The organism is Mesorhizobium sp. B2-3-11 (assembly GCF_006442215.1).
Taxonomy (GTDB): Bacteria; Pseudomonadota; Alphaproteobacteria; order Rhizobiales; family Rhizobiaceae; genus Mesorhizobium; species Mesorhizobium salmacidum.
Genome location: NZ_VFVS01000007.1, coordinates 83015 through 109207, shown reverse-complemented (window position 1 = coordinate 109207; position 26193 = coordinate 83015). Strand labels below are relative to the sequence as shown.

Sequence of the window (26193 nt, the reverse complement as noted above, 5' to 3'; positions counted from 1 at the left end):
CATGAGCGAGACGCGGTCCCGGCAGGTCGTGATTGCCGGGGCTGGCATCGCCGGGCTGACGGCGGCGATCGCTTTCGCCGAACGCGGCTACCCCGTGAGGGTGTTCGAACAGGCCAAGCGCCTCGAAGCGGCGGGCGCCGGCATCCAGCTCCCGCCAAACGCGACGCGCATTCTGCGCCGGCTTGGCGTCCTCGACACGCTTCTCGCCAATGCCGTCAAGCCGGAAGCCGTGGTGCTGAAGGACGCCGCGAGCCTGCGCCAACTGGCACGCGTGCCGCTTGGCGGCGCCGGCGAGGAACGCTGGGGGGCGCCCTATCTCGTGGCGCACCGGGCGGATCTGCAAGACGCCCTGATGGCGCGCGTTGTGCAAATGCCCGGCATCCAGCTCACCACCGGCGCGCGCGTCGGCAACATCGCCGCCGGCACGCACGGCGTCACCGTGACTGCCGAGGTGGACGGCAAGCCCGTCCAGGCAGCGGGTTTCCTGTTGGTTGGCGCCGACGGCGTCTGGTCGTCGGTGCGGAGACTTGCCGGCCCAGGCGGCGGAGCCGGCCTCGCGAACAGCCAATTCTCCGGCGAACTGGCCTGGCGCGCGACGGTGAGCGCGGACAGTGAAGCCGGGCGAGCCTATGCCGCGATCGGCGCCCCCGACTGCGTCACCACCTTCCTGCACCCCGGCTTCCATTTGGTGGCCTATCCCGTGAGCAAGGGTGACGCGTTCAATCTTGTCGCTTTCACCAAAGGCGAGCGCATTGACGAGGGCTGGTCCGGACACACCGATCCCGGCATCCTCGCCAGCGCCATGCGTGGCACGGCCGCGGGCCTTGCGAGACTGGTGGAATTGGCTGGCCCATGGCTGACCTGGCCACTCCATACAGTCGAACGGAAGCAGCCCTGGACGATGCCAGCCGGCATCGCGCTGATCGGCGACGCCGCACATGCGATGACCCCGTTCGCGGCGCAAGGTGCCGCCATGGCGATCGAGGACGCCGCAATGCTTGCTGATTTCCTTGCCGACTTCCCCGGCGACCTGACGCAAAGCCTCACCATGTGGGAGAAGCTGAGACGACCGCGCATCGAAAAGGTGCTGAAACGCGGCGCGCTCAACCGCCTCGCCTGGCACGCCCGGGGACCGGTGGCATTGGCGCGCAATCTGCTCCTGGCGACGCGGCCGGGAGAGAAGCTCGCGGCGGATTTGGACTGGCTATACGGGTGGGAACAGCAGAACATCATGAAGCGGCCCGACGATCCGCCGCCTTGACGTAAGGCTAGGTCGAATCTGCGCAAACATGGTTTGAGTTTCGAGACGGCCATTCGCGTTTTCACCAATCCCTTTGCGCTGACCGAGCAGGACAGAGTCGAGGACGGCGAGTACCGATGGCAAACAACGGGCGTAGTCGAGGGTTTCCTTGTGCTGTTGGTCGCCCATGCCGATCGAGCAGAAGACGGGATGGACGTGATCCGCATCATTTCCGCGCCGAGGGCCACAACAACGGAAAAAAACGTTATGCGCAAAATCGTTCGACATAAGTTTGACCCGACAAATCCGCATCCCCTGACGAAACTCAGAAGGCGGAAATCGCATCGCTGAGCGCGCTACCCGAAGGCAATGTCGATACAAGCGATATTCCCGAATTGACCGAAGATTTCTGGCAGAACGCTGTTCGAAATCCCTATTTCAAGCCAATCAAGCAGCAGCTAACGCTTCGTCTCGATTCCGATCTTGTCGCTTGGTTCAAAACACGCTCGCCGGACGGTCGCGGCTATCAGAGCGCGATCAATAAAGCACTGCGCGAGTATGTTGCGAAACAGGATCGCAAGGCCGGCTGATCGAGTCGAACGATCTCTCAATTATACAGCCGCATCGACAACCCAAGCGATGCCGGCAGCGGGTTCCACCAGCCGGTGCGCAGGCCGGCGGTGCGCAGTGCCGCCGCCGTCCAGGTATCGCAGCCGATCAGCGCGTTGAAACGGCCATTGGCCTCATAAAAGCGGTCGAAATTGGAGTAGGCGGCATTGTCGATGACGATCGGGCCACTCGGTCCCTGCTGAAAACTCGCTTCGATGAAGTCGAGCAATGCGGCGAAACGGTCCTTGTCCACATCGAAGCCGGCGACATCGGGGAGCGCCTCGGTGATATCGCCAGCGACGTCGACATGCATCACCGAAGCGTCGAGCGTCAGCGCCTTGAATATGGGCAGCGCCTTCACTTGCGACCATGTCGGCGTTTCCAGGTAAAAGGCCCGCCCACCCCAGCCGAAGACGATATAGCGCACTTCAGGTGCGCCCGAAGGCAGGCCGGCATCGGTCAGGAAACGGAAGCGCCGGCGCATCTCGTCGTCCACCGGAATGGCGATGTCGGTGTGGATCAGGTTCTTCAGCACCAATATGCGCCGCGTGCCCTCATCCGCGGCGGCCGCCGGCCAGAGCGGCCGCGGCACCAGCGTACCGAGCGCCACGGCGAGCACCACTGCTGCAACCAGCAGGGCCAGGAAACGCTGGAGTTTTCTCATCGGTGCGGCTTCGCGATTCCGTTCGCGGCTCAATGGAGAAGATCATTACCTGACGAGCCAGACGCAAAAAAGCCCGGCAATGGCGCGGCCGGGCTTTTTCGAATCGGCGTCAGTCCGCTCAGTGCAGGATCTGCGACAGGAACAGTTTCGTGCGTTCGTGGCGCGGATGGTCGAAGAACTCGGCCGGCGTGTTCTGCTCGACGATCTGGCCCTGATCCATGAAGATCACCCGGTTGGCGACTTTCCGCGCAAAGCCCATTTCGTGGGTGACGCAGAGCATGGTCATGCCTTCCTCGGCGAGGCCAACCATGGTCTCCAGCACTTCCTTGATCATTTCGGGGTCGAGTGCCGAGGTCGGCTCGTCGAACAGCATGATGCGCGGGTTCATGCACAGCGAGCGGGCGATCGCCACGCGCTGCTGCTGGCCGCCGGAAAGCTGGCCCGGATATTTGTTGGCCTGCTCGGGAATCTTGACGCGCTTGAGAAAATGCATGGCGATTTCCTCGGCCTGCTTCTTCGGCGTCTTGCGCACCCAGATCGGCGCCAGCGTGCAGTTCTCCAGGATGGTCAGATGCGGGAACAGGTTGAAGTGCTGGAACACCATGCCGACCTCGCGGCGCACCTCGTCGATCTTCTTCAGATCGTTGGTGAGTTCCTTGCCGTCGACGATGATCTTGCCCTTCTGGTGCTCCTCCAGCCGGTTGATGCAGCGGATCATGGTCGATTTGCCAGACCCGGACGGTCCGCAGATGACGATGCGCTCGCCGCGCATCACCTTCAGATTGATGTCCTTCAGCACATGGAACTCGCCATACCATTTGTGCATGGCGATGATGTCGATGGCGACATCGGTGGTGGAAATCTGCATCTTGGCGGCGTTGACCTTGATCTCTTCCGCGCTGACGGCGTTTTCGGTGGCCATGGCTGGGGTCCCCTTGTTCTTTTGTTTAGCGTTTGTAGCCGGTGTCGAGCCGGCGTTCTGTGTACATTGAATAGCGCGACATGCCGAAGCAGAACAGCCAAAAGACGAAGGCCGCGAAGACCAGGCCGGATTTCGCGGTCTGCGCCGTTGCCCAATTGGCATCCGAGAAGTTCTGCTTGACGATGCCGAGCAGGTCGAACATCGAGATGATGAGGACCAGGCTGGTGTCCTTGAACATGCCGATGAAGGTATTGACGATGCCGGGGATGACCAGCTTCAGCGCCTGCGGCAACACGATCAACCCCATCTTCTGCCAGTAGCCGAGGCCGAGCGAATCGGCGCCTTCATACTGGCCCTTGGGGATCGCCTGCAGGCCGCCGCGCACCACTTCGGCCATATAGGCCGCCGCAAACAGCGACACACCGATCAGCGCCCTCAGATACTTGTCGAAAGTGACGCCGGCCGGCAGGAACAGCGGCAGCATGACGCTGACGAAAAACAGAACGGTGATCAGCGGTATGCCGCGCACGGCTTCGATGAAGATAACGCACAGCATCTTGACGATCGGCATCTTCGAGCGCCGCCCGAGCGCCAGCACGGTCCCCAGCGGCAACGACACGGCGATGCCGACGAAGGACAGGCTCAGCGTGATCAGCAGCCCGCCCCAGCGCGAGGTTTCGACATGCGGCAGGCCGAATATGCCGCCGACCAGAAGGAAGAAGGAAACGATCGGCAGCACCAGGAAGAGCAGGATGGCGTTCAGCCCCTTGCGCGGCACACGCGGCATCAGCATCGGCACCAACAGTACCACGAACAGGATGGCGACCAGGATCGGCCGCCAGCGCTCCTCGACCGGATAGGTGCCGAACATGAACTGGCCGAACTTGGCGTTGACGAAAGCCCAGCAGGCTCCGCTCCAGCCGTCGGGCTGAATGCCGCCTTGCGCAACGGTCGCGCAGACCGTTCGGTCCGGCCCGGTCCACTGCGCGTTGATGAACGCCCAATTGATGACCTGCGGCAGAATCCAGGCGACGATGACGATGCCGAGGATGGTGAGGATGGTGTCGCCGGCCGAACCGATCAGATTCCTGCGCACCCAGGCGATGGGGCCGCTGACGCTCGCCGGCGCGGGCTGCGCGAGCGCCATCTCGGTACGCACCCAGGACATGTCATGTTCCTGCATGGCTCTACCTCTCCACCAGCGCCATTCTGGCGTTGACCACGTTCATGACAGCCGAGGTCACAAGGCTGAGTATGAGATAGGCGATCATCATGATCAGCACGCCTTCGACCGCCTGCCCGGTTTGGTTCAGAACCGTGCCGGCTGTCGCCGTCAGGTCGGGATAACCGATGGCGATCGCCAGCGAGGAGTTCTTGGTCAGGTTGAGATACTGGCTGGTCAGCGGTGGGATGACGATGCGCATGGCCTGCGGCACCACGACCAGCCGCAAGATCGACCCGGATCGCAGGCCAAGTGCCGCCGCCGCCTCGGTCTGGCCCTTGCTGACGCCCCTGATGCCGGCGCGCACGATTTCGGCGATGAAGGCCGCCGTGTAGCAGGACAGCGCCAGATAGAGCGACAGGAATTCCGGCTTGACCTGGAAGCCGCCGGTCAGGTTGAAGGTTGACTGTTTCGGCAAATCAAAGCTCAGCGGAAAGCCGCTCAGCACGTAAGCGAGCAGCGGCAGGCCGACGATCAGCGCGGCGGACGTCCAGAACACCGGAAATTGCTGGCCTGTCGCCATCTGCCGCTGACGCGCCTTGCGGGCGACGAACCAGGACATGGCGATGCCCACCACAAGGGCGACCAGGATCAGCCAGGAGCCGTCGCCCCAGACTGGGCGGGGAAAATAGAAGCCGCGCTGGTTGAGGAAGGAGCCGAAAGGCAGATGATAGGAGTCGCGCGGCGGCGGCAGTACGGCGAGCACGCCGGAATACCAGAAGAAGATGACCAGCAGCGGCGGGATGTTGCGGAAAATCTCGACATAGACCGTGCAGATCTTCTGGATCAGCCAGTTCTGCGACAGGCGGCCGATGCCGATGATGAAGCCGATGATGGTGGCGGTGATGATGCCGGCGGCGGCAACGATGATGGTGTTGATCAGGCCGACGATGATGGCGCGGCCATAGGTCGAGTCCGACGTATAGGCGATCGGCGTGTCCGATATGTCGAATCCGGCGCGCCCCTTGAGGAAGCCGAAGCCGGAGGCGATGTGCAGGCGATGCAGGTTGTCGATGACGTTCTGCACGATCCACCAGATGGAGCCGAACAACAAGACGACGACCAGCGTCTGGAAGAAGAGACTGCGTATTCTCGGATCATTGACGAAGGAGCCGCGGCTCGGCTCCTCGCGTAGGATTTCCTGCGATGCCATGTCACGTCCCCTGTGAAAGAGAAACCGGAAGGCAGGTGCCTGCCTTCCGGATCACATTTCGATCAGCGGATCGGCGGCGCGTATTGCAGGCCGCCCTTGGTCCACAGCGCATTGATGCCACGGGCGATCTTGAGCGGGCTGCCCGAGCCGACATTGCGGTCGAACATTTCGCCGTAATTGCCGACGGCCTTGACGATGTTGACGACCCAGTCGTTGGAGACGCCGAGATCGGTGCCGATCTTGGTATCGGCTTCCTGGCCGAGCACACGCTTGATCTCCGGGCTGGCGGAGTTCTTCATCTCGTCGACATTGGCCTTGGTGATGCCCAGTTCCTCGGCATCGAGCAGAGCGAAATAGGTCCACTTGACGATGTGGTACCACTGGTCGTCGCCCTGGCGAACGGCAGGTCCGAGCGGCTCTTTCGAGATGATCTCGGGCAGCACGACGTGATCGGCCGGCGAGCCGAGCGTCAAGCGAATGCCGTAAAGGCCCGACTGGTCGGTGGTGTAGACGTCGCAGCGGCCGGCATCATAGGCGGCGTTGACCTCTTCCAGTTTCTCGAAGACGACCGGATTGTACTCCATCTTGTTCGCCTTGAAATAGTCGGCGAGGTTGAGCTCGGTGGTCGTGCCACTTTGCACACAGACGGCGGCGCCCGAAAGCTGCAGCGCCGAATTGACGCCCGGCAGCTTCTTGGCGTTGATCATGAAGCCCTGGCCGTCATAGTAGGTCGTGCCGATGAAATTCAGGCCGAGCGCGGTGTCACGGTTGATCGTCCAGGTGGTGTTGCGCGACAGGATGTCGACCTCGCCGGACTGCAGCGCGGTGAAGCGCTCCTTGGCGCTGAGCGGCGTGAATTTGACCTTGGTGCCGTCACCGAAGACGGCGGCGGCAACCGCGCGGCAGAAATCGGCGTCGATGCCTTGCCAGTCGCCCTTGTCGTCCGGCGCGGAGAAGCCGGCCAGACCGGTCGAGACGCCGCACTGGATGAAGCCCTTCGCCTTGACGGTGTCGAGCGTGCCTGCCGACGCGGCCGACGCCATCAGTCCGAGCGTGGCGACGCCAAGAATGCCGATAGCAATGTGTTTCATAACCCACAGACCCTTTTCTGTTTTTTCAGGCAAAACCCTGATCTTTTTTCCCTTGTGAACGCAGCTCCCATCCCGGCCCATTCCCGAAACCCCGCATCGCAAACCGACGCGCCGCCTCCCATTCACGAACAGCATCGAAGGCGATAATTCCCGTGAGGTCAAGGAAAATGACCGAATTGCAACGGGTTTGAAAATCGATTGGCTGAAATGCCTGAATTGCAGACAGATGCGCCCGCGATTTAGTCAGAAGCGCAAATTAACTCGGCAAAGCTCATTTGACGCGGATGTGACCCGGTGCGGTAAAATCCGTTCCGGGCTATACCTTAGCGTTACTGCCCTCAGCACGAAATGCATTGACGTTACGTGATACCCTTCGGCCGACGATTACCCCGTGATTGCCGGTCAATATTGCTTGTGGACAAAGTCGGTGCGCACTCTCAAAGCGCCGGAAAGATGAGAAAGACGCCGACCGCAACCATCAATGCACCGGAGACCCGCGGGATCAATTGCCCAGTTGGGACCACCTTCTCCAGGAGAACGAGGAAGGCGATGCCGGCGATCCACAAGAGGTTCATGACACCGCCGACAAACAGCAGGGCCATCAGCGCCCAGCAGCAGCCGAGACAATAGGCGCCGTGATCCATGCCGAGCCGAAGCGCGCCGGCCGCGGTGGTGCGGAACCCACCATGGCTCGCCAGGAACGCTATCGGCGCCTGACATTGGCGCAGGCAGACGCCCTTGATCGGCGTCCATTGATAAAGGCCGGCGGCGATGAGGACGAGGCCACCTACGACCGCACTGCCGGTCGCCATCGCGGGGTTGAGCAAGGCGAAACGGGCGAGCAGCCATTGCGCACCGGTGGCCACGATGCTGAAGACGACCCAGACGATGAGATAACCGGTAAAAAACCATGCCGTCGAAGCGACAGGCCGGCCATCCGCCAGCGCCTTGCGGCCGACGCCGGCATAGAGCAGCAACATCGGCGCGACCGACGGCGTCATCATGCCGACCATCATCACAGCCCACATCGTGAAGATGAAAACGAAATCAGCCGAAGCCCAAGCCCGGAAACCCGGCGCCACGGCGGCACCCATATCCATGCTCCCCATGTCCAGGTTCGACATGTCCATCCCGGCCATGCCGCCTGCCGCACTGTCCGATACGAGAGCACCAGACATGACCACGTCGGTGGAGAGCCAAACAACATAGGCCCAGGCGAGAACGGCAATCACGACGAGCGCGGCCGCCACGACCGCGCGGTCGCGCCGCAGCACTGCCTCGAGAGCCGTCTCGCCCATTACATCAGGTCAATGCACGATGCCGCTCTGCGTGAGATGCAGATTGGCGAAATGGCTGTGCGTGTCGGCCACCTCGAACTTGATCGGGCCCGTTGCCTTGGTCCAGCCGCGCCCGACCTCGGCAATCGCGTATTCGAAGCCGCGCGGCAGGTCGATGCGCGCCCGGTGCTCGGCGCCGGTGACCGGGTTCTTGATCGGTTCACCATGGCCGTCGGTTACGCCGTTGACATGCAGCCGCCCGGTTCGCGCGTCGACGTCGACCTTGAAATCGATCGCGGCGAAGATCGGATCGTGGAATTTCTCCAGCGTGGTCGAGAAGACCTGGAATATGGTCGCGCCCGGTTCGGTGTCCTGACCGCCCAGTATTCGAAGCAGGGCATTACGCTGGGCCTCGCTGGCCCGCTCGTCGATAACCACCGCGGCCTCGCCCCTGCCCTGGTGGATCGCGCCGGGCCAGCTGAAAATGCCGACGAAGCGCAACCCGTCGAGCTTGGTGTCGCCGTGATGGCCGGTCTCGATCTCCATGCCGGCGACGGCCTGGCAGAATCCATATGTCGGCATGGCGTTGAACTGGCACGGGCAGCCATAGGCGCAATTGCAGTTGATGAATTCGCGCGCCTTCATTGTCCATTTGGTGTCAGGCATGGCATTCCTCCCCTTGCCGCACTCTCGATGAGCGCGATATCCGGATCGGGACCAGGAGGTTACCGGCAAGAACCATCCGGCAGCATCTGATCGAAGCATCCGGCGATTAACATTAGCAGTTTAGCATATACTTTTCACGGCCGGCTACAATAGGTTCACCAGCTGACGACCAAGCTTCCGACAAGGCACGGTCGCATGTGTGGCCGGTCCGATTCAGGAGCAGGCCCTGGCTGTCTTCCGGACCCGGGAATTGGCATATTCGAAGTCCATTCCTGGCGGACAGTGGGCTGTTGCGCGGCCCACGACGCCGCACTATGGCTAGCGCCTTGTCAAACAAGGCGACCAAGAATGGCGAAAGACGGCAGCGAGCAGGGTTCCGGCAAGGTGGGCATCAACACGCGGCTTGCCCATTCGGGCAACAACCCGCACGACTATTTCGGCTTCGTCAATCCGCCGGTGGTGCATGCCTCGACCGTGCTGTACCCCAATGCCGCCGCGATGGCCGCACGCAGCCAGAAATACACTTACGGCACGCGCGGCACACCGACGACCGATGCCCTTGCACTGGCGATCGATGCGCTGGAAGGGTCCGCCGGCACCATCGTGGTGCCATCGGGCCTGGCGGCGGTGACCATTCCGCTGCTCGCCTTCGTATCGGCGGGCGACCATCTGCTGATCGTCGATTCCGTCTATCACCCCACGAGAAACTTCGCCGACACGATGCTGAAGCGGTTGGGCGTCGAGGTCGAGTATTATGCTCCCAATGTCGGCGCCGGCATCGCGGCGTTGATCAAGCCGAACACCAAAGTGGTGTTTACCGAATCGCCGGCCTCCAATACGTTCGAGGTGCAGGATATCCCGGCAATCGCCAAGGCGGCGCATGCGGCCGCCGCCATCGTGATGATGGACAACACCTGGGCGACGCCGCTCTATTTCCGGCCGCTCGACCATGGCATCGACATCTCGATCCACGCGGCGACGAAATATCCTGCCGGACATTCGGACGTGCTGCTCGGCACGGTCTCGGCCACTGAGGCCTGTTGGACGCAGCTCTACGAGAGCTTTTGCACGCTTGGCTGCTGTGCGGGCCCCGACGATGTCTATCAGGTGCTGCGCGGCCTGCGCACAATGGGCGTGCGCCTCGAGCATCATCAGCGCAGCGCACTCGCCATCGCGTCGTGGCTCGAAGGCCAGAAGGGCGTGGCGCGCGTGCTCCACCCTGCCCTGCCCAGCCATCCGGACCACGCCCTATGGAAACGCGACTTCTGCGGTTCGAGCGGCATCTTTTCCATCGTGCTTGCCGGCGGCAGCCAGAAGGAGCAGCACGCTTTCCTGGACGCGCTGCAGATCTTCGGTCTCGGCTACTCCTGGGGCGGCTATGAGAGCCTCGCTGTGCCGGTCTGGCTTGGCGACCGCGTCGTTGCGAAAGGCCCTTACGAAGGTCCGTTGATCCGCCTGCAGATCGGTCTCGAGGATGTCGACGACTTGAAAGCCGACATCCTGCGCGGACTTACGGCGGCGGCACGCACGGGCTGACGTCAAACAGACTCGGCAAAGGTCGCAAGCCCTTGGCGCTGATGACAAAGCGGGAGCCGCAGTCAGCACTCCGGCGAAAGCCGGCGCGCAATATTATTCTCCTGCGCCGTGACTTTACGGATTTGTTTGACTTTCAAATCGGCGAATTCGGCTGCATTGCGTGCCGCACGCATCCTCGACAGATCCATTCCTCGCAAAGTTTCTCGATGGCCTTTCGTCTTTTTGTCCCCATCCTCGCCGGCGCGACGCTGCGTGAACGCATCCTGGCGTGTATCGGCGCCACGATCGGCATCGCGCTGACCGGCGTGATCAGCGGGCTGGCGATGGGCGGCGGCCCGCATGTGGCCCTGCTGGTGGCCCCGATGGGCGCATCCGCCGTGCTTCTGTTCGCTGTGCCCGCGAGCCCGTTGGCGCAGCCCTGGTCGATCGTCGGCGGCAACTCCATATCGGCGCTGGTCGGCGTGACCGTCGCGCATTTCATCCATGATCCGGTGATGGCCTCGGGCCTCGCGGTGGCATTGGCCATCGCCGCGATGTCGTTCACGCGCTGCCTGCATCCGCCAGGCGGCGCCGCCGCGCTGACGGCGGTGCTCGGTGGGCCGGCCGTCATCAGCGCGGGCTTCCTGTTCCCGTTCGTGCCGGTCGCCTTGAATTCGACCATCCTGGTGGCGCTGGGTTTCCTTTTCCACAAGCTGGCGCGGCGCAACTACCCGCATGTCGTGGCACCGGCCGCCAACAGCCACGGTACCGCCGATCTCCCGGCTCAGCAGCGCGCCGGTTTCCGGCCCGAGGACATCGACGCGGCGCTGACGGCGCTCGACGAGACCTTCGATATCGACCGCGACGACCTCGAACGGCTGCTTCGACAGGTCGAATTGCAGGCCATGGTGCGGTCGCACCGGACGCTGCTGTGCAAGGACATCATGTCGCGCGACGTGGTTTCGGTGCCCGAACAGGCCATCGCCGACGAGGCACGCCGGCAACTGCTTGATCACAATATCCGCACCTTGCCGGTGGTTGATGCCGAAGCAAGGCTGGTTGGCGCTGTCGGCCTACGCGAGCTGACGAAAGCCGTCGACACGGTGAAGAGCGTGATGGCAAAAGCCGGCACCGCCTCGCCCGAGACGCCGGCGATGAGCCTGCTTCCGGCGCTGACCGACGGCCGCAGCCATGCCGTGGTGATCGTCGACGGCGAGCGGCGCATTCTCGGCCTGATCACGCAGACCGACCTGCTGGCGGCCGTCGCACGCGTGCAGACAGCAGACAAAGGATTGGCGGCGGCCTAGAATAGCGAGCCCGGATCCCGCTGATCCGGGAACCTTTTGCCGGCAGGCGCATCCAATGTGCAGTCAAGCGCATGTTTGAAGAGGCGCCTGTTCGAAGAGGCGCGTGTTCTGGGAGATCCGGTCGCGATGAGCAAGCTCGCAACGCCCGCCACGGCACCCATGGTTGCCGAAAGCCTTTCAGGCGACATGCTGCTCGTCCACAAGACGCAGGCGCGCGAGCCGAATGCTTTTCGCGCCATCATGAAAATACACAACCAGAGGCTCTACCGCATCGCGCGCGGCATTCTGCGCAACGACGCCGAAGCCGAGGATGTCGTCCAGGAGGCCTATGTCCGCGCCTTCGCCAGCCTGGCGGCTTTTCGCGGCGAATCCACGCTCGCCACCTGGCTGTCGCGCATCGTCATCAACGAAGCGCTTGGCCGCCTGCGCAAGAAGCGTCGCACAGCGGATATGCCTGACAATCCGGAAGCGCAAATCATCCGGTTTCCTCTCAATTCCAACGATGATCCGGAGCGCGCGATGGCGCAGCGGCAGATTCTCGCACTTGTCGAACGAGCGACCGACAACTTGCCCGACATTTACCGCATGGTCTTCGTCGCCCGCATCATCGAGGGCCTGAGCATGGAAGAAACCGCCGATTTGCTTGGCGTCCGGCCGGAGACCGTCAAGACGAGGCTGCACCGTGCCCGTGTCCTGCTACGCAAGGCGCTGGACGATGAAATCGGCCCTGTGCTGCTCGATGCCTTCCCGTTCGCCGGGCGGCGCTGCGAGCGACTGACCCGGGCGGTGATGGAACGGCTGGGCTTCGAATGATGCGGTCCTGATTTCCGGGAACGTTTCTCTCCGCCCCGCATCCAATGAGCGTCAACTGAAAGATTTGAGCCCGGCGCCTCTTCGCGGCCGGGCCAAGGAGGATGCCATGTTCACCCGATATACCGTTGCCCTTGCCGCCCTGCTTCTCGTCGGCGCTGCCCCGGTCTCGCAAGCCGCCGACAAGCCGACCGACCCGCAGATCGCCCATATCGCCTATACGGCAGGCGTCCTCGACATCGAGGCGGCCAAGCAGGCGATCAAGACATCGAAGAACAAGGAGGTCGTCGATTTCGCCAAGGACATGGAGCGCGACCACGAAGCGGTGAACAAGCAGGCGCTCGACCTCGTCAAGAAGCTCAAGGTGAAGCCCGAGGACAACGCCACCAGCCAGGCGCTGACGAAGGCTGCGAAAGAGGAACGCGCCAAGCTCGCCAAGCTGAAAGGCGCGGCCTTCGACAAGGCCTATATCGAAAACGAGGTCGCTTATCACAAGCAGGTCGATGGCGCGCTCGAAACCCTGCTCATTCCCTCGGCCAGCAATGCCGAGCTGAAGAGCCTGCTCGAGACCGGCCTCAAGATCTTCCAGGGCCACGAGCAGCATGCCGAACACGTCGCCGGCATGCTGAAATGAAAGCGGGCGCCTTGGATCATCTGGCGTGGCTGGCAATGCTGGCGCTGACCTTTGCGGCGGCGCCGGCGGCGGCCGCAACCATCCAGGTGACGATCGACAGGCTCGTCTATTCGCCGGCAAGCCTCCAGGCCAAAGTCGGCGACACGATCGAATGGGTGAACAAGGACGTGGTCGCCCACACGGCTACCGTGAAGGGTGGCTGGGACGTGATGATGCCGCCGAAATCCAAGGGACAAGTGACCCTCAAGACAGCGGGCGCGGTGGATTATTTCTGCCGCTTCCATCCGAACATGAGGGGCCATCTCGATGTGGCGCCCTGACCGGTCCAGCCGCAGGACCGGTCAGGACATCATAGCCAGCCAGGCAGTGCCGAAAGCGAGCGTGATCAGCGTCAGCGGCAGCCCGACCTTGAAGAAGGCACCGAAAGACAACGGTGTGCCTGCCGACTTGGATTGTTCGGCGACGATCAGGTTGGCGACCGAGCCGAGCAAGGTGAAGTTGCCGGCCAGCGTCGAACTCATGGCCACCACCAGCCAGGCGCGCTCGGGGTTCTCCAGGCCGGGGATAAATGGCCTGAGCGCCAGCACGGCCGGAACATTGCTCATGATGTTGGACAAAACCGCGGTGAAACCCGACAGCCTCCAGACATCGTCGAGCCCGATGTTCTTGGCCGAGGCGATCATGTCTGATGTCAGCAGCGTCTTTTCCGCGCCCGCAACCACCACGAACAGACCCGCGAACATGAACAGCAGCGGTCCGTCGATCTCGCGGTAGATGCGCGATGGCTTGATGGCGCGGGTGAGCAGCAGAATGGCGCCGCCAATGAGCGCCGCCTTGGCTACGGGAACACCGGCGAAGAAGGCGATCGCCAATCCGATGCAGACGACCACCGCTTTGAGCACCTGGCCGCGATGCATGCGGCCGCGCGAGATGTGTGGCGTCAGTTCGCCGTTGCGGGTGAATTCGGCGCGATAGACGATGCGCACAATGACGATGACGGCGACAAGGCCAAACAAGGCCACCGGCGCGAGCGCCGCCGAAAAGGCCGGATAGGAAATGCCAGATAGCGCGCCGATGACCATGTTCTGCGGATTGCCGGTGATGGTGGCGACGCTGCCGCAGTTCGACGCGGTGGCGGTAGCGATCAGATAGGGGATGGGGTTGCGGTTGATGACGCGGGTGACGTGAACGACGATCGGCGCCATGACCAGGCAGATGGCGTCGTTGACCAGGAAGGCCGACAGCACGCCGGTCAGGAGCGTCACCATCACCAGGAGCATGAACGGCGCATGCGCGTGCTCGATGGCGATTGCGCCGAGACCGCGAAAGGCGCCCGACACCTTCAGATGCGCCACCACGATCATCATTCCGAGCAGAAGCGTGATGGTGTCGAAATTGATGGCGCGATAGGCGTCTTCCATGCTGAGCGCGCCGATGGCGATCATCGCCGCGCCGCCAAGCAGCGCAATGCCTGCCCGGTCAAGCCTTAGGCCAGGTATGCGGCCGATGGCGACTCCGGCATAGGTGAGGACCAGGATCAGCAGTGCCGCGGCGGCCGTCAACGTCATCGGTAAGAAGCCCTGCTTGATCTGTCCGCGCACCGATGCCGGCCGCCCGCGATTCACGTGATGCCAGCTTTAGCGCGATGTCGGGATTGATGCCAAACGGCTACGTGGACTATTGGCGGAGAATATCTGAAGGCCGATGGCGCGGGTGCCGCTAGCGTCGGTAGAAATCCAGCCGCTGTTGCAACGCCTGGGGTGAAAACAGCTGCTCGACTGTCTGCCGCGCCTTGCGGCCGACCGTCGCCCGCAGGCCCGGGTCGGCTTTGAGATCCGCCAGGATTCGCGCCGCCTGTTGCGTCGTTTCAAACAGGAAGCCGTTTTCGCCATGCCTGATGTGGTCGGCGTAGCCGCCATTCGCATGGCAGACCACGGGCAAACCGCAGGCCATCGCCTCGAACACCACACGGCCGAACGTCTCCACATGGGAGCCGGTGCGATAATAGAACACGTCGAGCGTCGGCAGGAACTGTTCTGCGACAAATTCACCCTGCGGCAGGAGTTCGAGTTGCGGATGCGGCGCAAGCCTGTCCTTGAGTGGCATGCCGCCCTGAATCCGCACCGCGATGCCATCGCCAAGCAACGCCTCATAGAGCGCCACATCGTCGGCGTGATGCTTGTCCGCCGTGTCGCGGCTCAGCCGCCCCACGGTGAACGGACCGTTTGGCTTTGCCGGCAGTGGCGAGAAGCGCTCGATCTCGATCGGCGAGGCATGGACGACGCCTTCGACCTCCAGCATGCGCCTCTGAAAGTCGGAGATCAGCACCAGTTCGGCAGCGGGCCAACCCAGCAGGCGCGGCCTGCGTGTCGTCAGAGCGATGATCTTGGGATGAAAGGTGTTGAAGACATAGATCAGCCGGTGCGGCCGCGGGACCAGATAAGGCCACATCTTGTTGTGCCAATGCGCGCCAAGAAAGACATAGGTGCCGCCATCCGGCACATTGCGTGTTGCCGGTGAGACGCGGCGTATCGGAAATTCCCGCATCAGGTCTTCGGATAGGCGCGACGAGGTTGCCCAGAGGCGCACCTGCGAGCCGGCGCTCAACAGCCGATACAACTCCAGGGTTTCGCGCTCACTGCCGCCAAACGGGTTCTGAAAGCCGTTGAATAAATGGATCATGATCGCGGTGCTTACTGGGTTCTATCCCGGCGCGTTTCGCCATTCATTGCCTGCACCCAAGGGTCGTGCCGTACCCGCGAACCGCACGATCGAGGGACTTAAGAGGCAGGACTATTTCCGGCGATACTTCCTACATTGCTTGCCCGGAGGAAGCACACAGACAAGCAGGCGTCAAGGAAGCGGCCGGTGCACTGCGAGGCCGCAGTCAGTGGACGGTAGCGATGCTGGGCAGAGACACCAGGGAGGCTTCCGCCGGATCGAAGCTGACCTGATCGCGCCCGTTCGACTTGGCGGCATAAAGCCGTCTGTCGGCGGCGGAGAATATTGCCTCGTAGGTGGTCGGCCCGCTGAAGCTGGTGCCGCCGATGCTGACCGAAAGCGGGCAGGAGCGGCCGCCTGGGGAAAAGTCCATTTCGCGTATCCGTCGGCGGATGCCTTCGGCAACCAGCCAGGATTGCGAGGGGTCGACACCGGGAAGGAATACGCCGAACTCCTCGCCGCCGATCCGGCCGACGATGTCGCCGCCACGCAGCTGACCCTTGATCGCCTGCGCGATCAGTTTGAGCGCCTTGTCGCCGCAATCATGGCCGAGGCGGTCGTTGATCGACTTGAAGTGGTCGGCATCGATGATCAGCAGCGCGCCGGAACGGGTCTCTTCCTGCTTGCTGGTCTGCTCGAGATAGGCCTCGACCAGCATCGAGAAGGCGCCGCGGTTCAGCACCGCCGTCAGGCTGTCCGTCGCGGCGATGACGCTGAGGTCGCGCTGGGCTATCGCCAGCTGGCGGATCTTCCACATCAGGAAAAACAGAAACGAGCCACCCAGCACCAAGGGCAGCAGTAGGTCGGTCAGCTTCGCGCGCCAGACAGATTCGGGCGAAAGATAGGGGAAATTGAACGAATCGACGAAAAACGCCACGGCGATAAAGAATGCCGTGCCGGCGCCGGTGACGGCGATCACCCTGCCCCAGCTGGTCGGCGACAGGTCCAGCTTCATCCCTTCCACTCCGTTAGCCGTCCCTACTATGACGTGCCAACGCAAACAAAATGATAAGACTTTCCTTTCAATTCGACATCGGATGACGGGGAGAAGAGATCAGATGGCCGGGAGCGGGGCACGATCGCCCAATCGCGGCCGTGTCCCGGTCGTGGAAGCAAATTTACTCTCCGCATCTCGGAGCGGGAGCAATTCCGAAGTCAGCGGGTGGACGCCGGCCCAACCGCCTCGGCGACGAAGGATGCCGCGATCAGGTCGTCGGCATCCAGTTGCAAGGAATCGCCGCCAGCTCCCATGATGGCCGCGACCTTGTGAAAGATTTTCATTTCATGGCCGGAAATTTCGGCATCCTGCATTCGGGCCCTGAGGTCGGCGATACGCCGCCCCAAGGCAGGGGACGTTCCAATCTCACGTTTCGACATAACCTGGTTTCTCCTCCCCCAACCCGTGCTTGTTTTGCCCACCCATTCGCTTGCCCGCACATTGCCCTTTATGAGGCTCCACGAATACAAGCCCCCGAACGCGCAGTTTTGGCCAAGGTTCCAACACGGCGAGATCACGAAATATTCCAGAGCCCTAAGGGCCCGAAACTCCTGTTCCAGCTTCCATCACACGGCGTGGCAGCACTGACAGGCAAGGGTGAAGGTCAAGTGGCGGCGTGAGGTCATGCGGCGTAAGCCATTGAAATAATGGTAATCCCGACAGAATTCGAACCGGTGACCATCGGCTTAGAAGGTCGAAAGAACATGAAGCTTTCTCAGCAGTGTTCCAACTTGCGACACTGTGCAGCATGTGGAGCAGAATAAGAAACTTGGAACTATACGACGAAGCTAGACGCCCTTGGCCTTCGCATAACCGTTCGGTATGGAATTGGCGATCAGGAGAATGACTGTGACGTTATGGCTGCAGTGTTCACATCGTCAGACGGCGGTTGAGCGGCGGCGCGCCATGAGGAAGGCGCGCCCCGAGTGCCGCTCCTGAGCTCGCCTGCGCGATCTGATCCCCTCGTGAACGGCTCAGGTGCTCTTCAGCGTACCGTTCATTCCTTCCGGATAGAAGCCGCCCTTGCTGACGCCGTCCTTGTCGGTGAGATACACAATCCGTAGCACTTCCTGCGGTGTTCTGGTGAACGCGATCGCGTCGGGAGTCGAGGGTACGATGTTGGCTCTGCCATTCACCTGGATGCCCTGGTCCTTGTCTTCCGGCCCGTCGATCTTGTCTCGTGCATCGGAGACAGCGTTGGCGGCCTTCCAGGCCTTCTCTCCCTTCCGGTATAAGGTGGAACGCGCCATTCCCATATGGTAAGCCTCGACCGCCAATATGCCAGCAGCGGCGGCGAGGAATTCCTTGTTCTTCAGAACCGTCGCAGCACCGGCATAGGCGGTGACGCCAACATCCTCGAACAACATGCCGCCGAGAACGAAGTTGGTTTCGTCGCCGAAGGGATCGAAGTCCGGTCCAAGGCCAGCTGCCTCCGCGACAGCCTTGAATCCTGTATCGAAATCGATGGCCGGTCTGTCGACGGCGTTCTTTCCCAGCGTCTTGCGGTAGAACCGAACGTGCGCGAGTTCGTTTTCAGCAACTTCCTGCATGAATTCGCCGATGGCTGGGGTGTCGAACGACACTTTCTTTCCGCCAACGACCTCGCCGGGTTTCGAACCGGCATCGGCGGCGTCAATGCCTTTTCCGGTGGTGCCGCGCAGGTAGTATTCGGCCTCCATGTATTCCAAGTTGAGCGCAAAACGGAAAATGTCTTCGTCCTGCATTTTCTCCTGGGCATAGGCGCGAGAAACTGGCGCCACGCCCGTCGTCGCGGCGAGGCTGGCTCCCAGCCCAAATTGCAATGCCCGCCGACGGGAAAGGTGGAGTGAGGGGATGGCACGTATCATAGCTTTCTCCCAAAAGCCCGCCGGCATCACCTGTTGGCACCCGATCGCGGGCCAACTGCCCCAACTCCGCAATAGGAGGAATGTTCCTGAAGAAGCTCGGACTTTGTAGGCATCGAGGATTGAACAGCCCGTTCGGTGCTATGACCGGCATTCTGAAGCGTGCGTGGGGGTTTCAAAATGGTCCGGCTCGATCCGAGACCAGTGCGCATCGGCCGGCGTGCCTCAAGCGATGGGAGCATGGCGCCCGACCCGGCCCGCCGGCCAGCGATCGAGACCGCATCATGGAAGGCGCGGCGCGCTGCGCCACCCTGACCGACACGCGCTGGACGTTCCACAACAGCGGCTACGCGTCCGAGTTGGAACTTTTCACCCACAGCGGCACTAAGTAACTGAAAACGTTGGCGATCCCGACAGGATTCGAACCTGTGACCATCGGCTTAGAAGGCCGGTGCTCTATCCAGCTGAGCTACGGGACCGTCGGCCGGCCAATGGGCCGGCTGAAATACTTGGCGCTGGCCGCCGGTCAATGCGTCCAGGGCGTCCTGCGGTCATAGCGGAAATTCTCCGCATAGGAAATCTGGCGGCGCTTGGTCTCTTTCGGCTCCTCGACGCGGAAGGCAAGCCCTTCCTTTTCGGCGTAGGCGACCGCTTCTTCGCGCGTGTCGAAGGTGAGCCTGATCTGGCTTCTCATGTCTCCCGAGGTGGTGTAGCCCATCAGCGGGTCGATCTTCTTGCGCATCTCGGGATCGAATTCCAGCACCCAATGGCCGGTCTTGGCCTTGCCGGACTGCATCGCGGTTTTGGCTGGGCTGAAAATGCGCGCGGACATGGCCACCTCTTTGTTGTGCGAGGCAGCGTCGCCGCCCGTAGGCCGTCATTACTGCGCATTGGCACCGGCGGCAAGGTTTTTGCACTTGCTATGTAACACCGAAATGAATAGGCAACAGACCGTTCGGAGTGTAGCGCAGCCTGGTAGCGCATCTGGTTTGGGACCAGAGGGTCGGGAGTTCGAATCTCTCCACTCCGACCATTTCTCTCTAAAATGCGATGCCGATGGCACCGAAGGGTTTTGCCCTTATTCGCGTTTCACCATTTCAGGCTCGCTTCCCTCGCCATTGCCGGCTTAAGCTGCGGCAAACGGGGGATTTGCGGTGCTTGGGATCGATGCTTGGGTGTCGCTGTTCGGGCCGGCCTATTTTGCCTATGCGGGCGTGACGGTTCCGTTCATGGTGACGTGGGCGATCGCCTGCGCGGCCTTGGCGATGTGGAACAATCGCGAGAGCCGCAGACAGGCCAGGCTGGCCCCGGGCATAGCCGCCTCCCATTCCTGGCCCGCCAGCATCGGGATGTTCGTGCTGGTCGCGGCCTGTTACATCGCCGCGCATTCCGCCGTCTATGTAGTGGTCCGGCATTTCGTCAGACTATGGCTGTGACCGCAAGCTCACCGGCTGACGGCGCCACGTTCAGAGCACACCCTCGATATCGGTTTTCGAAAAATCGGCCCCGACATACAACAGCCGGCAAGCGTGCTCCTTCGCCACTTCATAGGAGAAGCAATCGCCGAAATTGAGCGCGGCCGGATGGATGCCCTTCCCCCATTGCGCATAAGCCTCCGCGATTCGCCTGGCTGACGCCGGCGTCACCGCAACAACCTCGAAGCCAAGCCCATCAATCAGGCTGGATAGCTCGGCAGCGATGCCACGATGGGCGGCTACGATCAGCGCCTCGGCGACGGTGCCGGCGGAAATCAGGAGGTCATCTTCGGCTTCGATCGCGGCGATGCAAGCGGCGGCCCGAGGCTCATCAAGTACGATCGCCATAAGTGCAGAGGTATCGACCGCGATCACTCGGGCATGCCGTCTTCGCCATAAAGGAAATCCTGGCTACGAGCGGCGGATGGCCCCGCCTTCGCCTTGGCCGCCCCGGCAGTGCGCGCGGCTTCCAGAAGCGCCCGGCGAGCTCCCTTTCCGGGCATTGCCTTGATGGGAACCAGCCGCACGGCCGCATGACCGTGGCGGGTCAGAATAACCTCGTCGCCCGCCTCCGCGCGGCGCACCAGTTCGGTCAGCTGTCCCTTGGCGTCGGTGACGGATACCTGCATCGATCACTCCGCACGGACCATTCTGTGGTCCAAATCTTTCAACGGAAAAATAGACCATCGAATGGTCCATTTCAAGAGTTTCGACGATGCGACTGGTCAGTGTTGTTGGGTGAATGTCCGCTGCGGCGGCACCCGCTCGATACATTCTTAAAGGCAAGCTCGCCGGGCGAGAACCCCAACCGCCTCATCCCGGCGAGCCTACAACCTGATTTGGAACGCAATCAGGACCGGGGTTAGCCGGCAACCTCGCGCTGCAAGACCGGTGCCAATCTTGTGTGCCAAAACGGGACAGAGGTGGAGACGGAGAATCGCTGGAGCCCTGAAGCCATCAAATCTCGAACTCACCCTGCCCCTCGTCCATGGCGCTCACGGTCTCGGCGGCCAGTGCCCTTGTGATCGGCATCTTGCGCTCCAGCGCGGTGCGATCCAGGCGCTCCACCACACGCATCGCGGTTGCCAGCGAACGCTCGATGCGCCGCACCAGATACTGCACGACATGCGGCTCGACCTCGACCTGCCGGTCGGCGAACAGCTTGGTGATGACGCCGGCGAGCAAGAGATCATCAGGCTCGTGGATCTCGACGGTCGCCGCCGCCTTCAGCCGCGAGGCAAGATCGGGCAGCTTGACGCCCCAGGCCGACGGAAAGCGCCGCGCCGTCAGAAGCAGTGTCGAGCCAGCACCGCGCACGGTATTGATCAAATGGAACAGGCCTTGCTCATCGACCGCGCCGCTATCGACATCGTCGATCAGCGCCGGCCCCGCACCGAGATTGGCGATGCTGTCACCCATGCGCCTGGCGTCGACGGCCACCGCGTTGGCGCGAGCACGCCAGATCGAGGCCAGATGCGTTTTGCCCGAACCAGCGGGGCCTGCCAGCACCACCACTGGTGCTTGCCAATTCGGCCAGCGGTCGACCAGTGCGGCCGCCTGATTGTTGGTGCCGGAGACGACCAGCTCGTCGCGCGAGTAACCGGTGCCGTGGCCGAGATCGAGCGGCAGTTGGCGCGGCGGATCGGTTCGCTGGGCAGTCACGTCAACGACGCGGTTGTGTGCGATGGCCGCCACCGCGATCGGCCGGCAACGTCGGCGCGGGTGCCGTCGCGTGGCCCTTGTAGAGCGGCGATTCCAGATAGCGGGCGATGGCAAACCGCACCAGAACGGCAACCGCCGCGGATGCAGGAACAGCAATCAACAGGCCGACAAAACCGAACAGCGCGCCGAAGGCGAACAGCGCGAACATGAGCCACACCGGATGCAAGCCGACACTTTTGCCAACCAGCCTGGGCTGCAGGATGTTGCCTTCGACGAACTGGCCGATAAAGAAGACCACGGCAACGGCGACAATCATCGTCCAGTCCGGCCAGAACTGGACGAAGGCAACGCCGACGGCCAGCACCAGCCCGGTCAATGAGCCGACATAGGGGATGAAGGAGATCAGCCCGGCGAACAGGCCGATGAGGATGGCGAAGTTCAGCCCCGTCAGCGTCAGGCCGGTGGCATACATGGCGGCCAGCACCAGGCAGAGCGTGCCCTGGCCACGCACGAAGCCAGCGGTGGCGGTGTTGATGTCGCGTGCGATGGCGCGGACCGTCGCCACGTTGTCGCGCGGCACCCAGCTGTCGATGACCGCCACCATGCGATCCCAGTCGAGCAGCATGTAGAAGGCAACCACGGGCGTCACCACGAACAGGCTGACCACCGAGACCAGCGCCACGCCCGAACTCCAGATCGAAGTGAAAACCGTGGTGAGCAGGCCGAAACCGGAGGTCAGCAGCGAGTTCAACCCGTCGCGCAGGCCATTGGCGTTGACGCCGAATTTCTGTTCCAGCCACTTCGGATCAAAGGAGGTGATCAAGCTCTGCAGCCGCGTCAGGTACTCCGGCAGCTTGCCGGCGAAATCGGCCATCTGCGTCGCCAGCACCGGAATCAGGATGACGAAGGCCAGCACCAGCACGATGAGGAAGGTGATGAGGATGACCACGGTCGCCATGAAGCGGCTGAGGCCGAGCCGTTGCAGCCGGTCGGCGACCGGATCAAGGAAATAGGCAAGCACCATGCCGGCGACGAAGGGCAGCAGGATGGCGCTGAAGACATAAAGAAAAAGCGCCAGGATCGCGGCACCCGCCAGCCAGAAGAAGATCTGGCGGCGGAACGTGGCCGACGCCTCGGCCTCAGCCGCCGTCTCGCCGGCCGGCACTACGACGACCGTCTGGTCGTCCACGGCTTTGCCCCGCGCCACCGCTTTGGGGGCGGCCGGCTTGCGGGCAGCCTTGCCGTCGATGGGCTTGTCAGCCTGATTTACCGCCTTCGCCATAGCCGTTCATATGCCTCAGCCAAGCCACGAGATAGGCCGCGGCCGAAGCCACGGTCAAGACCCAGGACAGCAATATGAGGGTGGGCCGCAGAGGGTCGAGGTGCCCGGCAAAGGCGAGTTCGCCCAGCACAACCGCCGCCAGCGCGATCTGTATGGCGGTATTGGCCTTCGACACCAGAAACGGCTTTATCTCGACGGGATGGCCGATCACCGTGGACAACAGGACAGCGCACACGATCAGCGCGTCGCGCGACACCATGGTGACGACCAGCCACAGCGGCAATTGCCCGATGAAGCCCATGACGACGAACACCGAAACCAAAAGCAGCTTGTCGGCGATCGGATCGAGATAGGCGCCGAACCTGGACTGCTGGTTGAAGCGGCGCGCGATGAAACCGTCGACACCGTCGGAAAGGCCGGCAACGACGAAGCCGGCAAAAGCCCATTCCCAACGTGCCTGCAACATGGCCAGCACCACGGCAGGCACCAGCACAAAGCGCAGGATGGTGATCAGGTTGGGGATGGTCAACGCATTGTCCCGCCGTATTATGCCTCGAGATAGATGAGGGAGATGGAGGGCCGAGGCAAGGGAGAAGCAGGACGGGCCAGCGGCAGACGCAGTGCGCGATGCCCCGGCTATCCACGCTTTTGTCAACCAAACGGCGCCCGGTTCGGCCGTTATCCTTGCGGACCGAAACCGTTCATGCGAAGAGCCCGCAAACGAGCAGGAACATTGCGATGAGCAAGCGCGAAACCGGCCAGCATAAAACGGGCCAGAACAAAACGGCCAAGCGCAGAAACGGGCTCACCTATGCCGAGGCCGGCGTCGACATCGACGCCGGCAATCTCATGGTGGAGAAGATCAAGCCGCTGGTGCGCGCAACGCGCCGGCCAGGCGCGGATGGCGAGATCGGCGGCTTCGGCGGCCTGTTCGATCTCAAGGCCGCCGGTTTCACCGATCCGGTGCTGGTCGCCGCCAATGACGGCGTCGGCACCAAGCTCAAGATCGCCATCGATGCCGGCAAGCACGACACGATCGGCATCGACCTCGTCGCCATGTGCGTCAACGACATCGTCGTGCAGGGCGCGGAGCCGCTGTTCTTCCTCGACTATTTCGCCACCGGCAAACTCGATCCCGAACAGGGTGCCGCGATCGTCGGCGGCATCGCGCAGGGTTGCCGCCAGGCCGGCTGCGCGCTGATCGGCGGCGAGACCGCCGAAATGCCCGGCATGTATCACGGCAAGGACTATGACCTTGCCGGCTTTGCGGTGGGCGCGGCCGAACGCGGGCAGCTTTTGCCCACCGACGACATCGTCGAAGGCGACGTGCTGCTCGGCCTTGCCTCCTCCGGCCTCCATTCCAACGGTTTTTCCCTGGTGCGCCGCATCGTTGCCGCAAGCGGCCTGGCGTGGAGCGATCCGGCGCCGTTCAACGACGAGGCGACGCTGGCCGAGGCGCTGCTCGAGCCGACCCGCATCTACGTGAAATCGCTCCTCAAGGCGATCCGCAACACGCACGGCATCAAGGCGCTGGCGCACATCACCGGCGGCGGCTTCCCGGAAAACATCCCGCGCGTGCTGCCCAAGGATTTCTCGGCCGAGCTCGACCTCGAAGCCATCGACGTGCCGCCGGTGTTCTCCTGGCTGGCCAAGACCGGCGGCGTGGCGCCGGAAGAGATGATGCGCACCTTCAACTGCGGCATCGGCATGATTTTGGCTGTCGCTTCGGGTCAGGCGGCGCAGGTTGCGGCCGTCCTGCAGGAAGCCGGCGAGACGGTGACGCCGATCGGCCGCATCGTGCCGCGCCGCGACGCCGGCGTCATCTATCGGGGCTCGATCGGCCTATGAGCGCGCGGAGGAAACGCACAGTCGTGCTGATTTCGGGGCGCGGCTCCAACATGACCGCGCTGATCGCGGCGGCCAGCGACCCGTCCTTCCCTGCCGAGATCGCAGGCGTCATCTCCGATAAGGCTGACGCCGCCGGCCTCGTCATAGCCAGGGCACGCGGCATCGCCACACAGGTCATTTTGCGCGCCGCCCACGGCAGCAAGCAGGCGCATGACGCGGCGATCGACGCGGCACTCGCGGCCTTCAATGCCGACATCGTGGCGCTGGCGGGCTATATGCGCATCCTGACCCCCGGCTTTGTCCAGAAATGGCAGGGCCGCATGATCAACATCCACCCTGCCCTGCTGCCGGCCTTCAAAGGGCTCGATACCCATGCCCGCGCGCTGGCCGCCGGTATCCGCATCCATGGCTGCACGGTGCATTTCGTGACATCCGAGATGGATGACGGCCCCATTATCGCCCAGGCTGCGGTGCCGGTGATGGTCGGCGACAATACCGATACGCTGGCTGCCCGGGTACTGAAGGCCGAGCATCGGCTCTATCCGCTGGCGCTTGGACTGGTGGCCGAAGGCAAGGCGCGCATGGAGGAGGGCCGCGCCGTGCTCGCCCACTTTGCCGACGATGCCGACAACGGCACCTCGGTGGTGATGGCACCCGACCCGCTGCGCGAGGAGGCCGATCTCGAGCAGCTGGCGCGGATCACGCCTTAAGCCGAGGACACGGCGATGAAACAGCTGCTCCTCCTACGCCATGCCAAATCGAGCTGGGATGATCCTGATCTCGATGATTTCGACCGGCCGCTCGCGGAACGTGGGTTGAAGGCAGCCCGATTGATCGGTCGCGAGCTTGCCGCGCGCGACTGGCTGCCGGACCTTGCATTGGTGTCACCGGCGCTGCGCACCCGCGATACGTGGCGGCTGGTGGCGGCGGAACTGCCGGCGCAGCCTCGGGTCGCGTTTGCCCAGGCGCTTTACGATGCTCCAGCGGCGGATATTCTGAGCCAGGTACGCAAAGCAGACCCGTCGAGCGGCTGCCTGCTGGTTCTCGGCCACAATCCAGGCCTGGAGGATCTGGCAAAACAGCTTGCCGGATCGGGATCGGAGGCGAAAGCGCGCAAGAGGCTCGAGCAAAAGTTTCCGACAGCAGCCCTCGCGCGCTTCGTCTTTGAACACGATTGGTCTGCCCTGTCGGCCGCCCGGCTGACGCACTGTCTGCGGCCGAAGGATCTGAGCTAGACGGGTGCGGCAGATCAGA

31 protein-coding genes and 2 tRNA genes are annotated in these 26193 nt (G+C 62.8%); 14 read left to right on the top strand and 19 right to left on the bottom strand.

Features of this window, described 5'->3' with window-relative positions:
* The first annotated feature begins 1 nt into the window (after window position 1).
* Genes FJ960_RS12125 through FJ960_RS12115 form a run of 3 tightly spaced genes read left to right on the top strand, consistent with a single transcriptional unit; the run spans window position 2 to window position 1830 of the window.
* Window positions 2–1261 (top strand): FAD-dependent monooxygenase, encoded by a 1260-nt coding sequence (locus FJ960_RS12125; RefSeq protein WP_140714120.1) that lies wholly within the window; start codon window positions 2–4, stop codon window positions 1259–1261.
* Window positions 1262–1294: 33 nt separating this feature from the next.
* Entirely contained in the window at window positions 1295–1591 is a 297-nt protein-coding gene (locus FJ960_RS12120) for a BrnT family toxin (protein WP_348642355.1), read from the top strand.
* A 44-nt stretch (window positions 1592–1635) separates the two neighbouring features.
* The gene (locus tag FJ960_RS12115; RefSeq protein ID WP_210243280.1) at window positions 1636–1830 is read left to right on the top strand and encodes a BrnA antitoxin family protein; all 195 of its coding nucleotides are present in this window, start codon (window positions 1636–1638) and stop codon (window positions 1828–1830) included.
* 17 nt (window positions 1831–1847) lie between these two features.
* Here the strand turns inward: FJ960_RS12115 and FJ960_RS12110 are convergent, their stop codons facing one another.
* From FJ960_RS12110 to FJ960_RS12080, 7 genes are all read right to left on the bottom strand, one after another.
* Complete coding sequence (locus FJ960_RS12110; protein ID WP_140714114.1) at window positions 1848–2513, bottom strand: TIGR02117 family protein; 666 nt, start codon at window positions 2511–2513, stop codon at window positions 1848–1850.
* A gap of 118 nt (window positions 2514–2631) precedes the next feature.
* Window positions 2632–3435, bottom strand: coding sequence for an amino acid ABC transporter ATP-binding protein (locus FJ960_RS12105; protein WP_013532420.1), 804 nt, complete (start codon window positions 3433–3435; stop codon window positions 2632–2634).
* Window positions 3436–3460: 25 nt separating this feature from the next.
* The gene (locus FJ960_RS12100; protein ID WP_140714112.1) at window positions 3461–4618 is read right to left on the bottom strand and encodes an amino acid ABC transporter permease; all 1158 of its coding nucleotides are present in this window, start codon (window positions 4616–4618) and stop codon (window positions 3461–3463) included.
* Between the two features lie 4 nt (window positions 4619–4622).
* Window positions 4623–5810 carry an amino acid ABC transporter permease gene (locus tag FJ960_RS12095; RefSeq protein ID WP_140507432.1) on the bottom strand — a complete coding sequence of 396 codons (1188 nt, stop codon included), beginning with the start codon at window positions 5808–5810 and terminating at the stop codon, window positions 4623–4625.
* A 62-nt stretch (window positions 5811–5872) separates the two neighbouring features.
* Window positions 5873–6901: an amino acid ABC transporter substrate-binding protein gene (locus FJ960_RS12090; RefSeq protein WP_027144474.1), complete on the bottom strand. Its 1029-nt coding sequence runs from the start codon at window positions 6899–6901 to the stop codon at window positions 5873–5875.
* A 437-nt stretch (window positions 6902–7338) separates the two neighbouring features.
* Window positions 7339–8199: a DUF2182 domain-containing protein gene (locus tag FJ960_RS12085; protein WP_140714110.1), complete on the bottom strand. Its 861-nt coding sequence runs from the start codon at window positions 8197–8199 to the stop codon at window positions 7339–7341.
* A 9-nt stretch (window positions 8200–8208) separates the two neighbouring features.
* Window positions 8209–8844, bottom strand: coding sequence for a DUF1326 domain-containing protein (locus FJ960_RS12080; protein ID WP_140507436.1), 636 nt, complete (start codon window positions 8842–8844; stop codon window positions 8209–8211).
* A gap of 348 nt (window positions 8845–9192) precedes the next feature.
* Between FJ960_RS12080 and FJ960_RS12075 the strand changes: the two genes are divergently transcribed.
* The 5 genes from FJ960_RS12075 to FJ960_RS12055 all read left to right on the top strand — a co-directional run bounded on the left by FJ960_RS12075 (window position 9193) and on the right by FJ960_RS12055 (window position 13430).
* Window positions 9193–10380: a cystathionine beta-lyase gene (locus FJ960_RS12075; protein WP_140714108.1), complete on the top strand. Its 1188-nt coding sequence runs from the start codon at window positions 9193–9195 to the stop codon at window positions 10378–10380.
* A gap of 206 nt (window positions 10381–10586) precedes the next feature.
* Window positions 10587–11666 carry an HPP family protein gene (locus FJ960_RS12070; protein ID WP_140714106.1) on the top strand — a complete coding sequence of 360 codons (1080 nt, stop codon included), beginning with the start codon at window positions 10587–10589 and terminating at the stop codon, window positions 11664–11666.
* Window positions 11667–11792: 126 nt separating this feature from the next.
* A complete protein-coding gene (locus FJ960_RS12065) occupies window positions 11793–12479 on the top strand; it encodes an RNA polymerase sigma factor (RefSeq protein ID WP_181174215.1) in 687 nt (228 codons plus the stop codon).
* A 106-nt stretch (window positions 12480–12585) separates the two neighbouring features.
* Window positions 12586–13110 (top strand): DUF4142 domain-containing protein, encoded by a 525-nt coding sequence (locus FJ960_RS12060; protein WP_027144478.1) that lies wholly within the window; start codon window positions 12586–12588, stop codon window positions 13108–13110.
* Entirely contained in the window at window positions 13107–13430 is a 324-nt protein-coding gene (locus FJ960_RS12055) for a cupredoxin family copper-binding protein (protein ID WP_181165964.1), read from the top strand. Before FJ960_RS12060 ends, FJ960_RS12055 begins: the two co-directional genes overlap by 4 nt.
* A 21-nt stretch (window positions 13431–13451) precedes the next feature.
* Here the strand turns inward: FJ960_RS12055 and FJ960_RS12050 are convergent, their stop codons facing one another.
* The 5 genes from FJ960_RS12050 to FJ960_RS12030 form a co-directional block, all read right to left on the bottom strand.
* Complete coding sequence (locus FJ960_RS12050; RefSeq protein ID WP_140714104.1) at window positions 13452–14678, bottom strand: anion transporter; 1227 nt, start codon at window positions 14676–14678, stop codon at window positions 13452–13454.
* Between the two features lie 151 nt (window positions 14679–14829).
* Window positions 14830–15792 (bottom strand): glycosyltransferase family 4 protein, encoded by a 963-nt coding sequence (locus FJ960_RS12045; RefSeq protein ID WP_140714102.1) that lies wholly within the window; start codon window positions 15790–15792, stop codon window positions 14830–14832.
* 205 nt (window positions 15793–15997) lie between these two features.
* Complete coding sequence (locus FJ960_RS12040; protein WP_140714100.1) at window positions 15998–16786, bottom strand: GGDEF domain-containing protein; 789 nt, start codon at window positions 16784–16786, stop codon at window positions 15998–16000.
* A 200-nt stretch (window positions 16787–16986) separates the two neighbouring features.
* Window positions 16987–17208: a hypothetical protein gene (locus tag FJ960_RS12035; protein WP_140507507.1), complete on the bottom strand. Its 222-nt coding sequence runs from the start codon at window positions 17206–17208 to the stop codon at window positions 16987–16989.
* A gap of 594 nt (window positions 17209–17802) precedes the next feature.
* On the bottom strand, window positions 17803–18675 hold the full coding sequence (locus FJ960_RS12030) for a ferritin-like domain-containing protein (protein ID WP_140714314.1): 873 nt from the start codon (window positions 18673–18675) through the stop codon (window positions 17803–17805).
* Between the two features lie 80 nt (window positions 18676–18755).
* On the opposite strand from FJ960_RS12030, the gene FJ960_RS12025 reads away from it, so the two are divergent.
* A complete protein-coding gene (locus FJ960_RS12025; RefSeq protein ID WP_140714098.1) occupies window positions 18756–19064 on the top strand; it encodes a hypothetical protein in 309 nt (102 codons plus the stop codon).
* A 10-nt stretch (window positions 19065–19074) separates the two neighbouring features.
* On the opposite strand, the gene FJ960_RS12020 is transcribed toward FJ960_RS12025, so the two are convergent.
* Both FJ960_RS12020 and FJ960_RS12015 read right to left on the bottom strand, forming a co-directional pair.
* A tRNA-Arg gene (locus FJ960_RS12020) sits at window positions 19075–19151 on the bottom strand.
* Between the two features lie 47 nt (window positions 19152–19198).
* Complete coding sequence (locus FJ960_RS12015) at window positions 19199–19504, bottom strand: ETC complex I subunit (protein WP_015318428.1); 306 nt, start codon at window positions 19502–19504, stop codon at window positions 19199–19201.
* 124 nt (window positions 19505–19628) lie between these two features.
* Here FJ960_RS12015 and FJ960_RS12010 point away from each other — a divergent pair.
* Together FJ960_RS12010 and FJ960_RS12005 are read left to right on the top strand one after the other, a co-directional pair.
* Window positions 19629–19705, top strand: a tRNA-Pro gene (locus tag FJ960_RS12010).
* A gap of 121 nt (window positions 19706–19826) precedes the next feature.
* Complete coding sequence (locus FJ960_RS12005) at window positions 19827–20108, top strand: hypothetical protein (RefSeq protein ID WP_140507452.1); 282 nt, start codon at window positions 19827–19829, stop codon at window positions 20106–20108.
* A 30-nt stretch (window positions 20109–20138) separates the two neighbouring features.
* Here FJ960_RS12005 and FJ960_RS12000 read toward each other — a convergent pair whose 3' ends face one another.
* From FJ960_RS12000 to FJ960_RS11980, 5 genes are all read right to left on the bottom strand, one after another.
* Entirely contained in the window at window positions 20139–20522 is a 384-nt protein-coding gene (locus FJ960_RS12000; RefSeq protein WP_140507454.1) for a type II toxin-antitoxin system VapC family toxin, read from the bottom strand.
* Entirely contained in the window at window positions 20519–20776 is a 258-nt protein-coding gene (locus FJ960_RS11995) for a type II toxin-antitoxin system prevent-host-death family antitoxin (RefSeq protein ID WP_140714096.1), read from the bottom strand. Before FJ960_RS11995 ends, FJ960_RS12000 begins: the two co-directional genes overlap by 4 nt.
* Before the next feature lie 328 nt (window positions 20777–21104).
* A complete protein-coding gene (hdaA, locus tag FJ960_RS11990; protein WP_140714094.1) occupies window positions 21105–21809 on the bottom strand; it encodes a DnaA regulatory inactivator HdaA in 705 nt (234 codons plus the stop codon).
* Window position 21810: 1 nt separating this feature from the next.
* A complete protein-coding gene (locus FJ960_RS11985; protein ID WP_246672735.1) occupies window positions 21811–23091 on the bottom strand; it encodes an AI-2E family transporter in 1281 nt (426 codons plus the stop codon).
* Window positions 23066–23620 (bottom strand): CDP-alcohol phosphatidyltransferase family protein, encoded by a 555-nt coding sequence (locus tag FJ960_RS11980; protein WP_140714092.1) that lies wholly within the window; start codon window positions 23618–23620, stop codon window positions 23066–23068. Before FJ960_RS11980 ends, FJ960_RS11985 begins: the two co-directional genes overlap by 26 nt.
* 209 nt (window positions 23621–23829) lie before the next feature.
* Here FJ960_RS11980 and purM point away from each other — a divergent pair, with 209 nt between their 5' ends.
* The 3 genes from purM to FJ960_RS11965 are packed head-to-tail and all read left to right on the top strand — an operon-like array spanning window position 23830 to window position 26174.
* On the top strand, window positions 23830–24939 hold the full coding sequence (purM, locus tag FJ960_RS11975; protein WP_027144488.1) for a phosphoribosylformylglycinamidine cyclo-ligase: 1110 nt from the start codon (window positions 23830–23832) through the stop codon (window positions 24937–24939).
* The gene (gene purN, locus FJ960_RS11970) at window positions 24936–25649 is read left to right on the top strand and encodes a phosphoribosylglycinamide formyltransferase (RefSeq protein WP_140714090.1); all 714 of its coding nucleotides are present in this window, start codon (window positions 24936–24938) and stop codon (window positions 25647–25649) included. The genes purM and purN overlap by 4 nt, the downstream gene beginning before the upstream one ends.
* Before the next feature lie 15 nt (window positions 25650–25664).
* On the top strand, window positions 25665–26174 hold the full coding sequence (locus tag FJ960_RS11965; protein WP_140714088.1) for a histidine phosphatase family protein: 510 nt from the start codon (window positions 25665–25667) through the stop codon (window positions 26172–26174).
* Window positions 26175–26193: the final 19 nt, after the last annotated feature.

Bases quoted from the DNA above. Each gene is read 5' to 3' on its own strand.
- FJ960_RS12125 (WP_140714120.1), top strand. From the start codon at position 2: ATGAGCGAGACGCGGTCCCGGCAGGTCGTGATTGCCGGGGCTGGCATC.
- FJ960_RS12110 (WP_140714114.1), bottom strand. From the start codon at position 2,513: ATGAGAAAACTCCAGCGTTTCCTGGCCCTGCTGGTTGCAGCAGTGGTG.
- FJ960_RS12105 (WP_013532420.1), bottom strand. From the start codon at position 3,435: ATGGCCACCGAAAACGCCGTCAGCGCGGAAGAGATCAAGGTCAACGCC.
- FJ960_RS12100 (WP_140714112.1), bottom strand. From the start codon at position 4,618: ATGCAGGAACATGACATGTCCTGGGTGCGTACCGAGATGGCGCTCGCG.
- FJ960_RS12095 (WP_140507432.1), bottom strand. From the start codon at position 5,810: ATGGCATCGCAGGAAATCCTACGCGAGGAGCCGAGCCGCGGCTCCTTC.
- FJ960_RS12090 (WP_027144474.1), bottom strand. From the start codon at position 6,901: ATGAAACACATTGCTATCGGCATTCTTGGCGTCGCCACGCTCGGACTG.
- FJ960_RS12085 (WP_140714110.1), bottom strand. From the start codon at position 8,199: ATGGGCGAGACGGCTCTCGAGGCAGTGCTGCGGCGCGACCGCGCGGTC.
- FJ960_RS12080 (WP_140507436.1), bottom strand. From the start codon at position 8,844: ATGCCTGACACCAAATGGACAATGAAGGCGCGCGAATTCATCAACTGC.
- FJ960_RS12075 (WP_140714108.1), top strand. From the start codon at position 9,193: ATGGCGAAAGACGGCAGCGAGCAGGGTTCCGGCAAGGTGGGCATCAAC.
- FJ960_RS12070 (WP_140714106.1), top strand. From the start codon at position 10,587: ATGGCCTTTCGTCTTTTTGTCCCCATCCTCGCCGGCGCGACGCTGCGT.
- FJ960_RS12065 (WP_181174215.1), top strand. From the start codon at position 11,793: ATGAGCAAGCTCGCAACGCCCGCCACGGCACCCATGGTTGCCGAAAGC.
- FJ960_RS12060 (WP_027144478.1), top strand. From the start codon at position 12,586: ATGTTCACCCGATATACCGTTGCCCTTGCCGCCCTGCTTCTCGTCGGC.
- FJ960_RS12055 (WP_181165964.1), top strand. From the start codon at position 13,107: ATGAAAGCGGGCGCCTTGGATCATCTGGCGTGGCTGGCAATGCTGGCG.
- FJ960_RS12050 (WP_140714104.1), bottom strand. From the start codon at position 14,678: ATGACGTTGACGGCCGCCGCGGCACTGCTGATCCTGGTCCTCACCTAT.
- FJ960_RS12045 (WP_140714102.1), bottom strand. From the start codon at position 15,792: ATGATCCATTTATTCAACGGCTTTCAGAACCCGTTTGGCGGCAGTGAG.
- FJ960_RS12040 (WP_140714100.1), bottom strand. From the start codon at position 16,786: ATGAAGCTGGACCTGTCGCCGACCAGCTGGGGCAGGGTGATCGCCGTC.
- FJ960_RS12035 (WP_140507507.1), bottom strand. From the start codon at position 17,208: ATGTCGAAACGTGAGATTGGAACGTCCCCTGCCTTGGGGCGGCGTATC.
- FJ960_RS12030 (WP_140714314.1), bottom strand. From the start codon at position 18,675: ATGATACGTGCCATCCCCTCACTCCACCTTTCCCGTCGGCGGGCATTG.
- FJ960_RS12025 (WP_140714098.1), top strand. From the start codon at position 18,756: ATGTTCCTGAAGAAGCTCGGACTTTGTAGGCATCGAGGATTGAACAGC.
- FJ960_RS12015 (WP_015318428.1), bottom strand. From the start codon at position 19,504: ATGTCCGCGCGCATTTTCAGCCCAGCCAAAACCGCGATGCAGTCCGGC.
- FJ960_RS11995 (WP_140714096.1), bottom strand. From the start codon at position 20,776: ATGCAGGTATCCGTCACCGACGCCAAGGGACAGCTGACCGAACTGGTG.
- FJ960_RS11985 (WP_246672735.1), bottom strand. From the start codon at position 23,091: ATGGCGAAGGCGGTAAATCAGGCTGACAAGCCCATCGACGGCAAGGCT.
- purM (WP_027144488.1), top strand. From the start codon at position 23,830: ATGAGCAAGCGCGAAACCGGCCAGCATAAAACGGGCCAGAACAAAACG.
- purN (WP_140714090.1), top strand. From the start codon at position 24,936: ATGAGCGCGCGGAGGAAACGCACAGTCGTGCTGATTTCGGGGCGCGGC.
- FJ960_RS11965 (WP_140714088.1), top strand. From the start codon at position 25,665: ATGAAACAGCTGCTCCTCCTACGCCATGCCAAATCGAGCTGGGATGAT.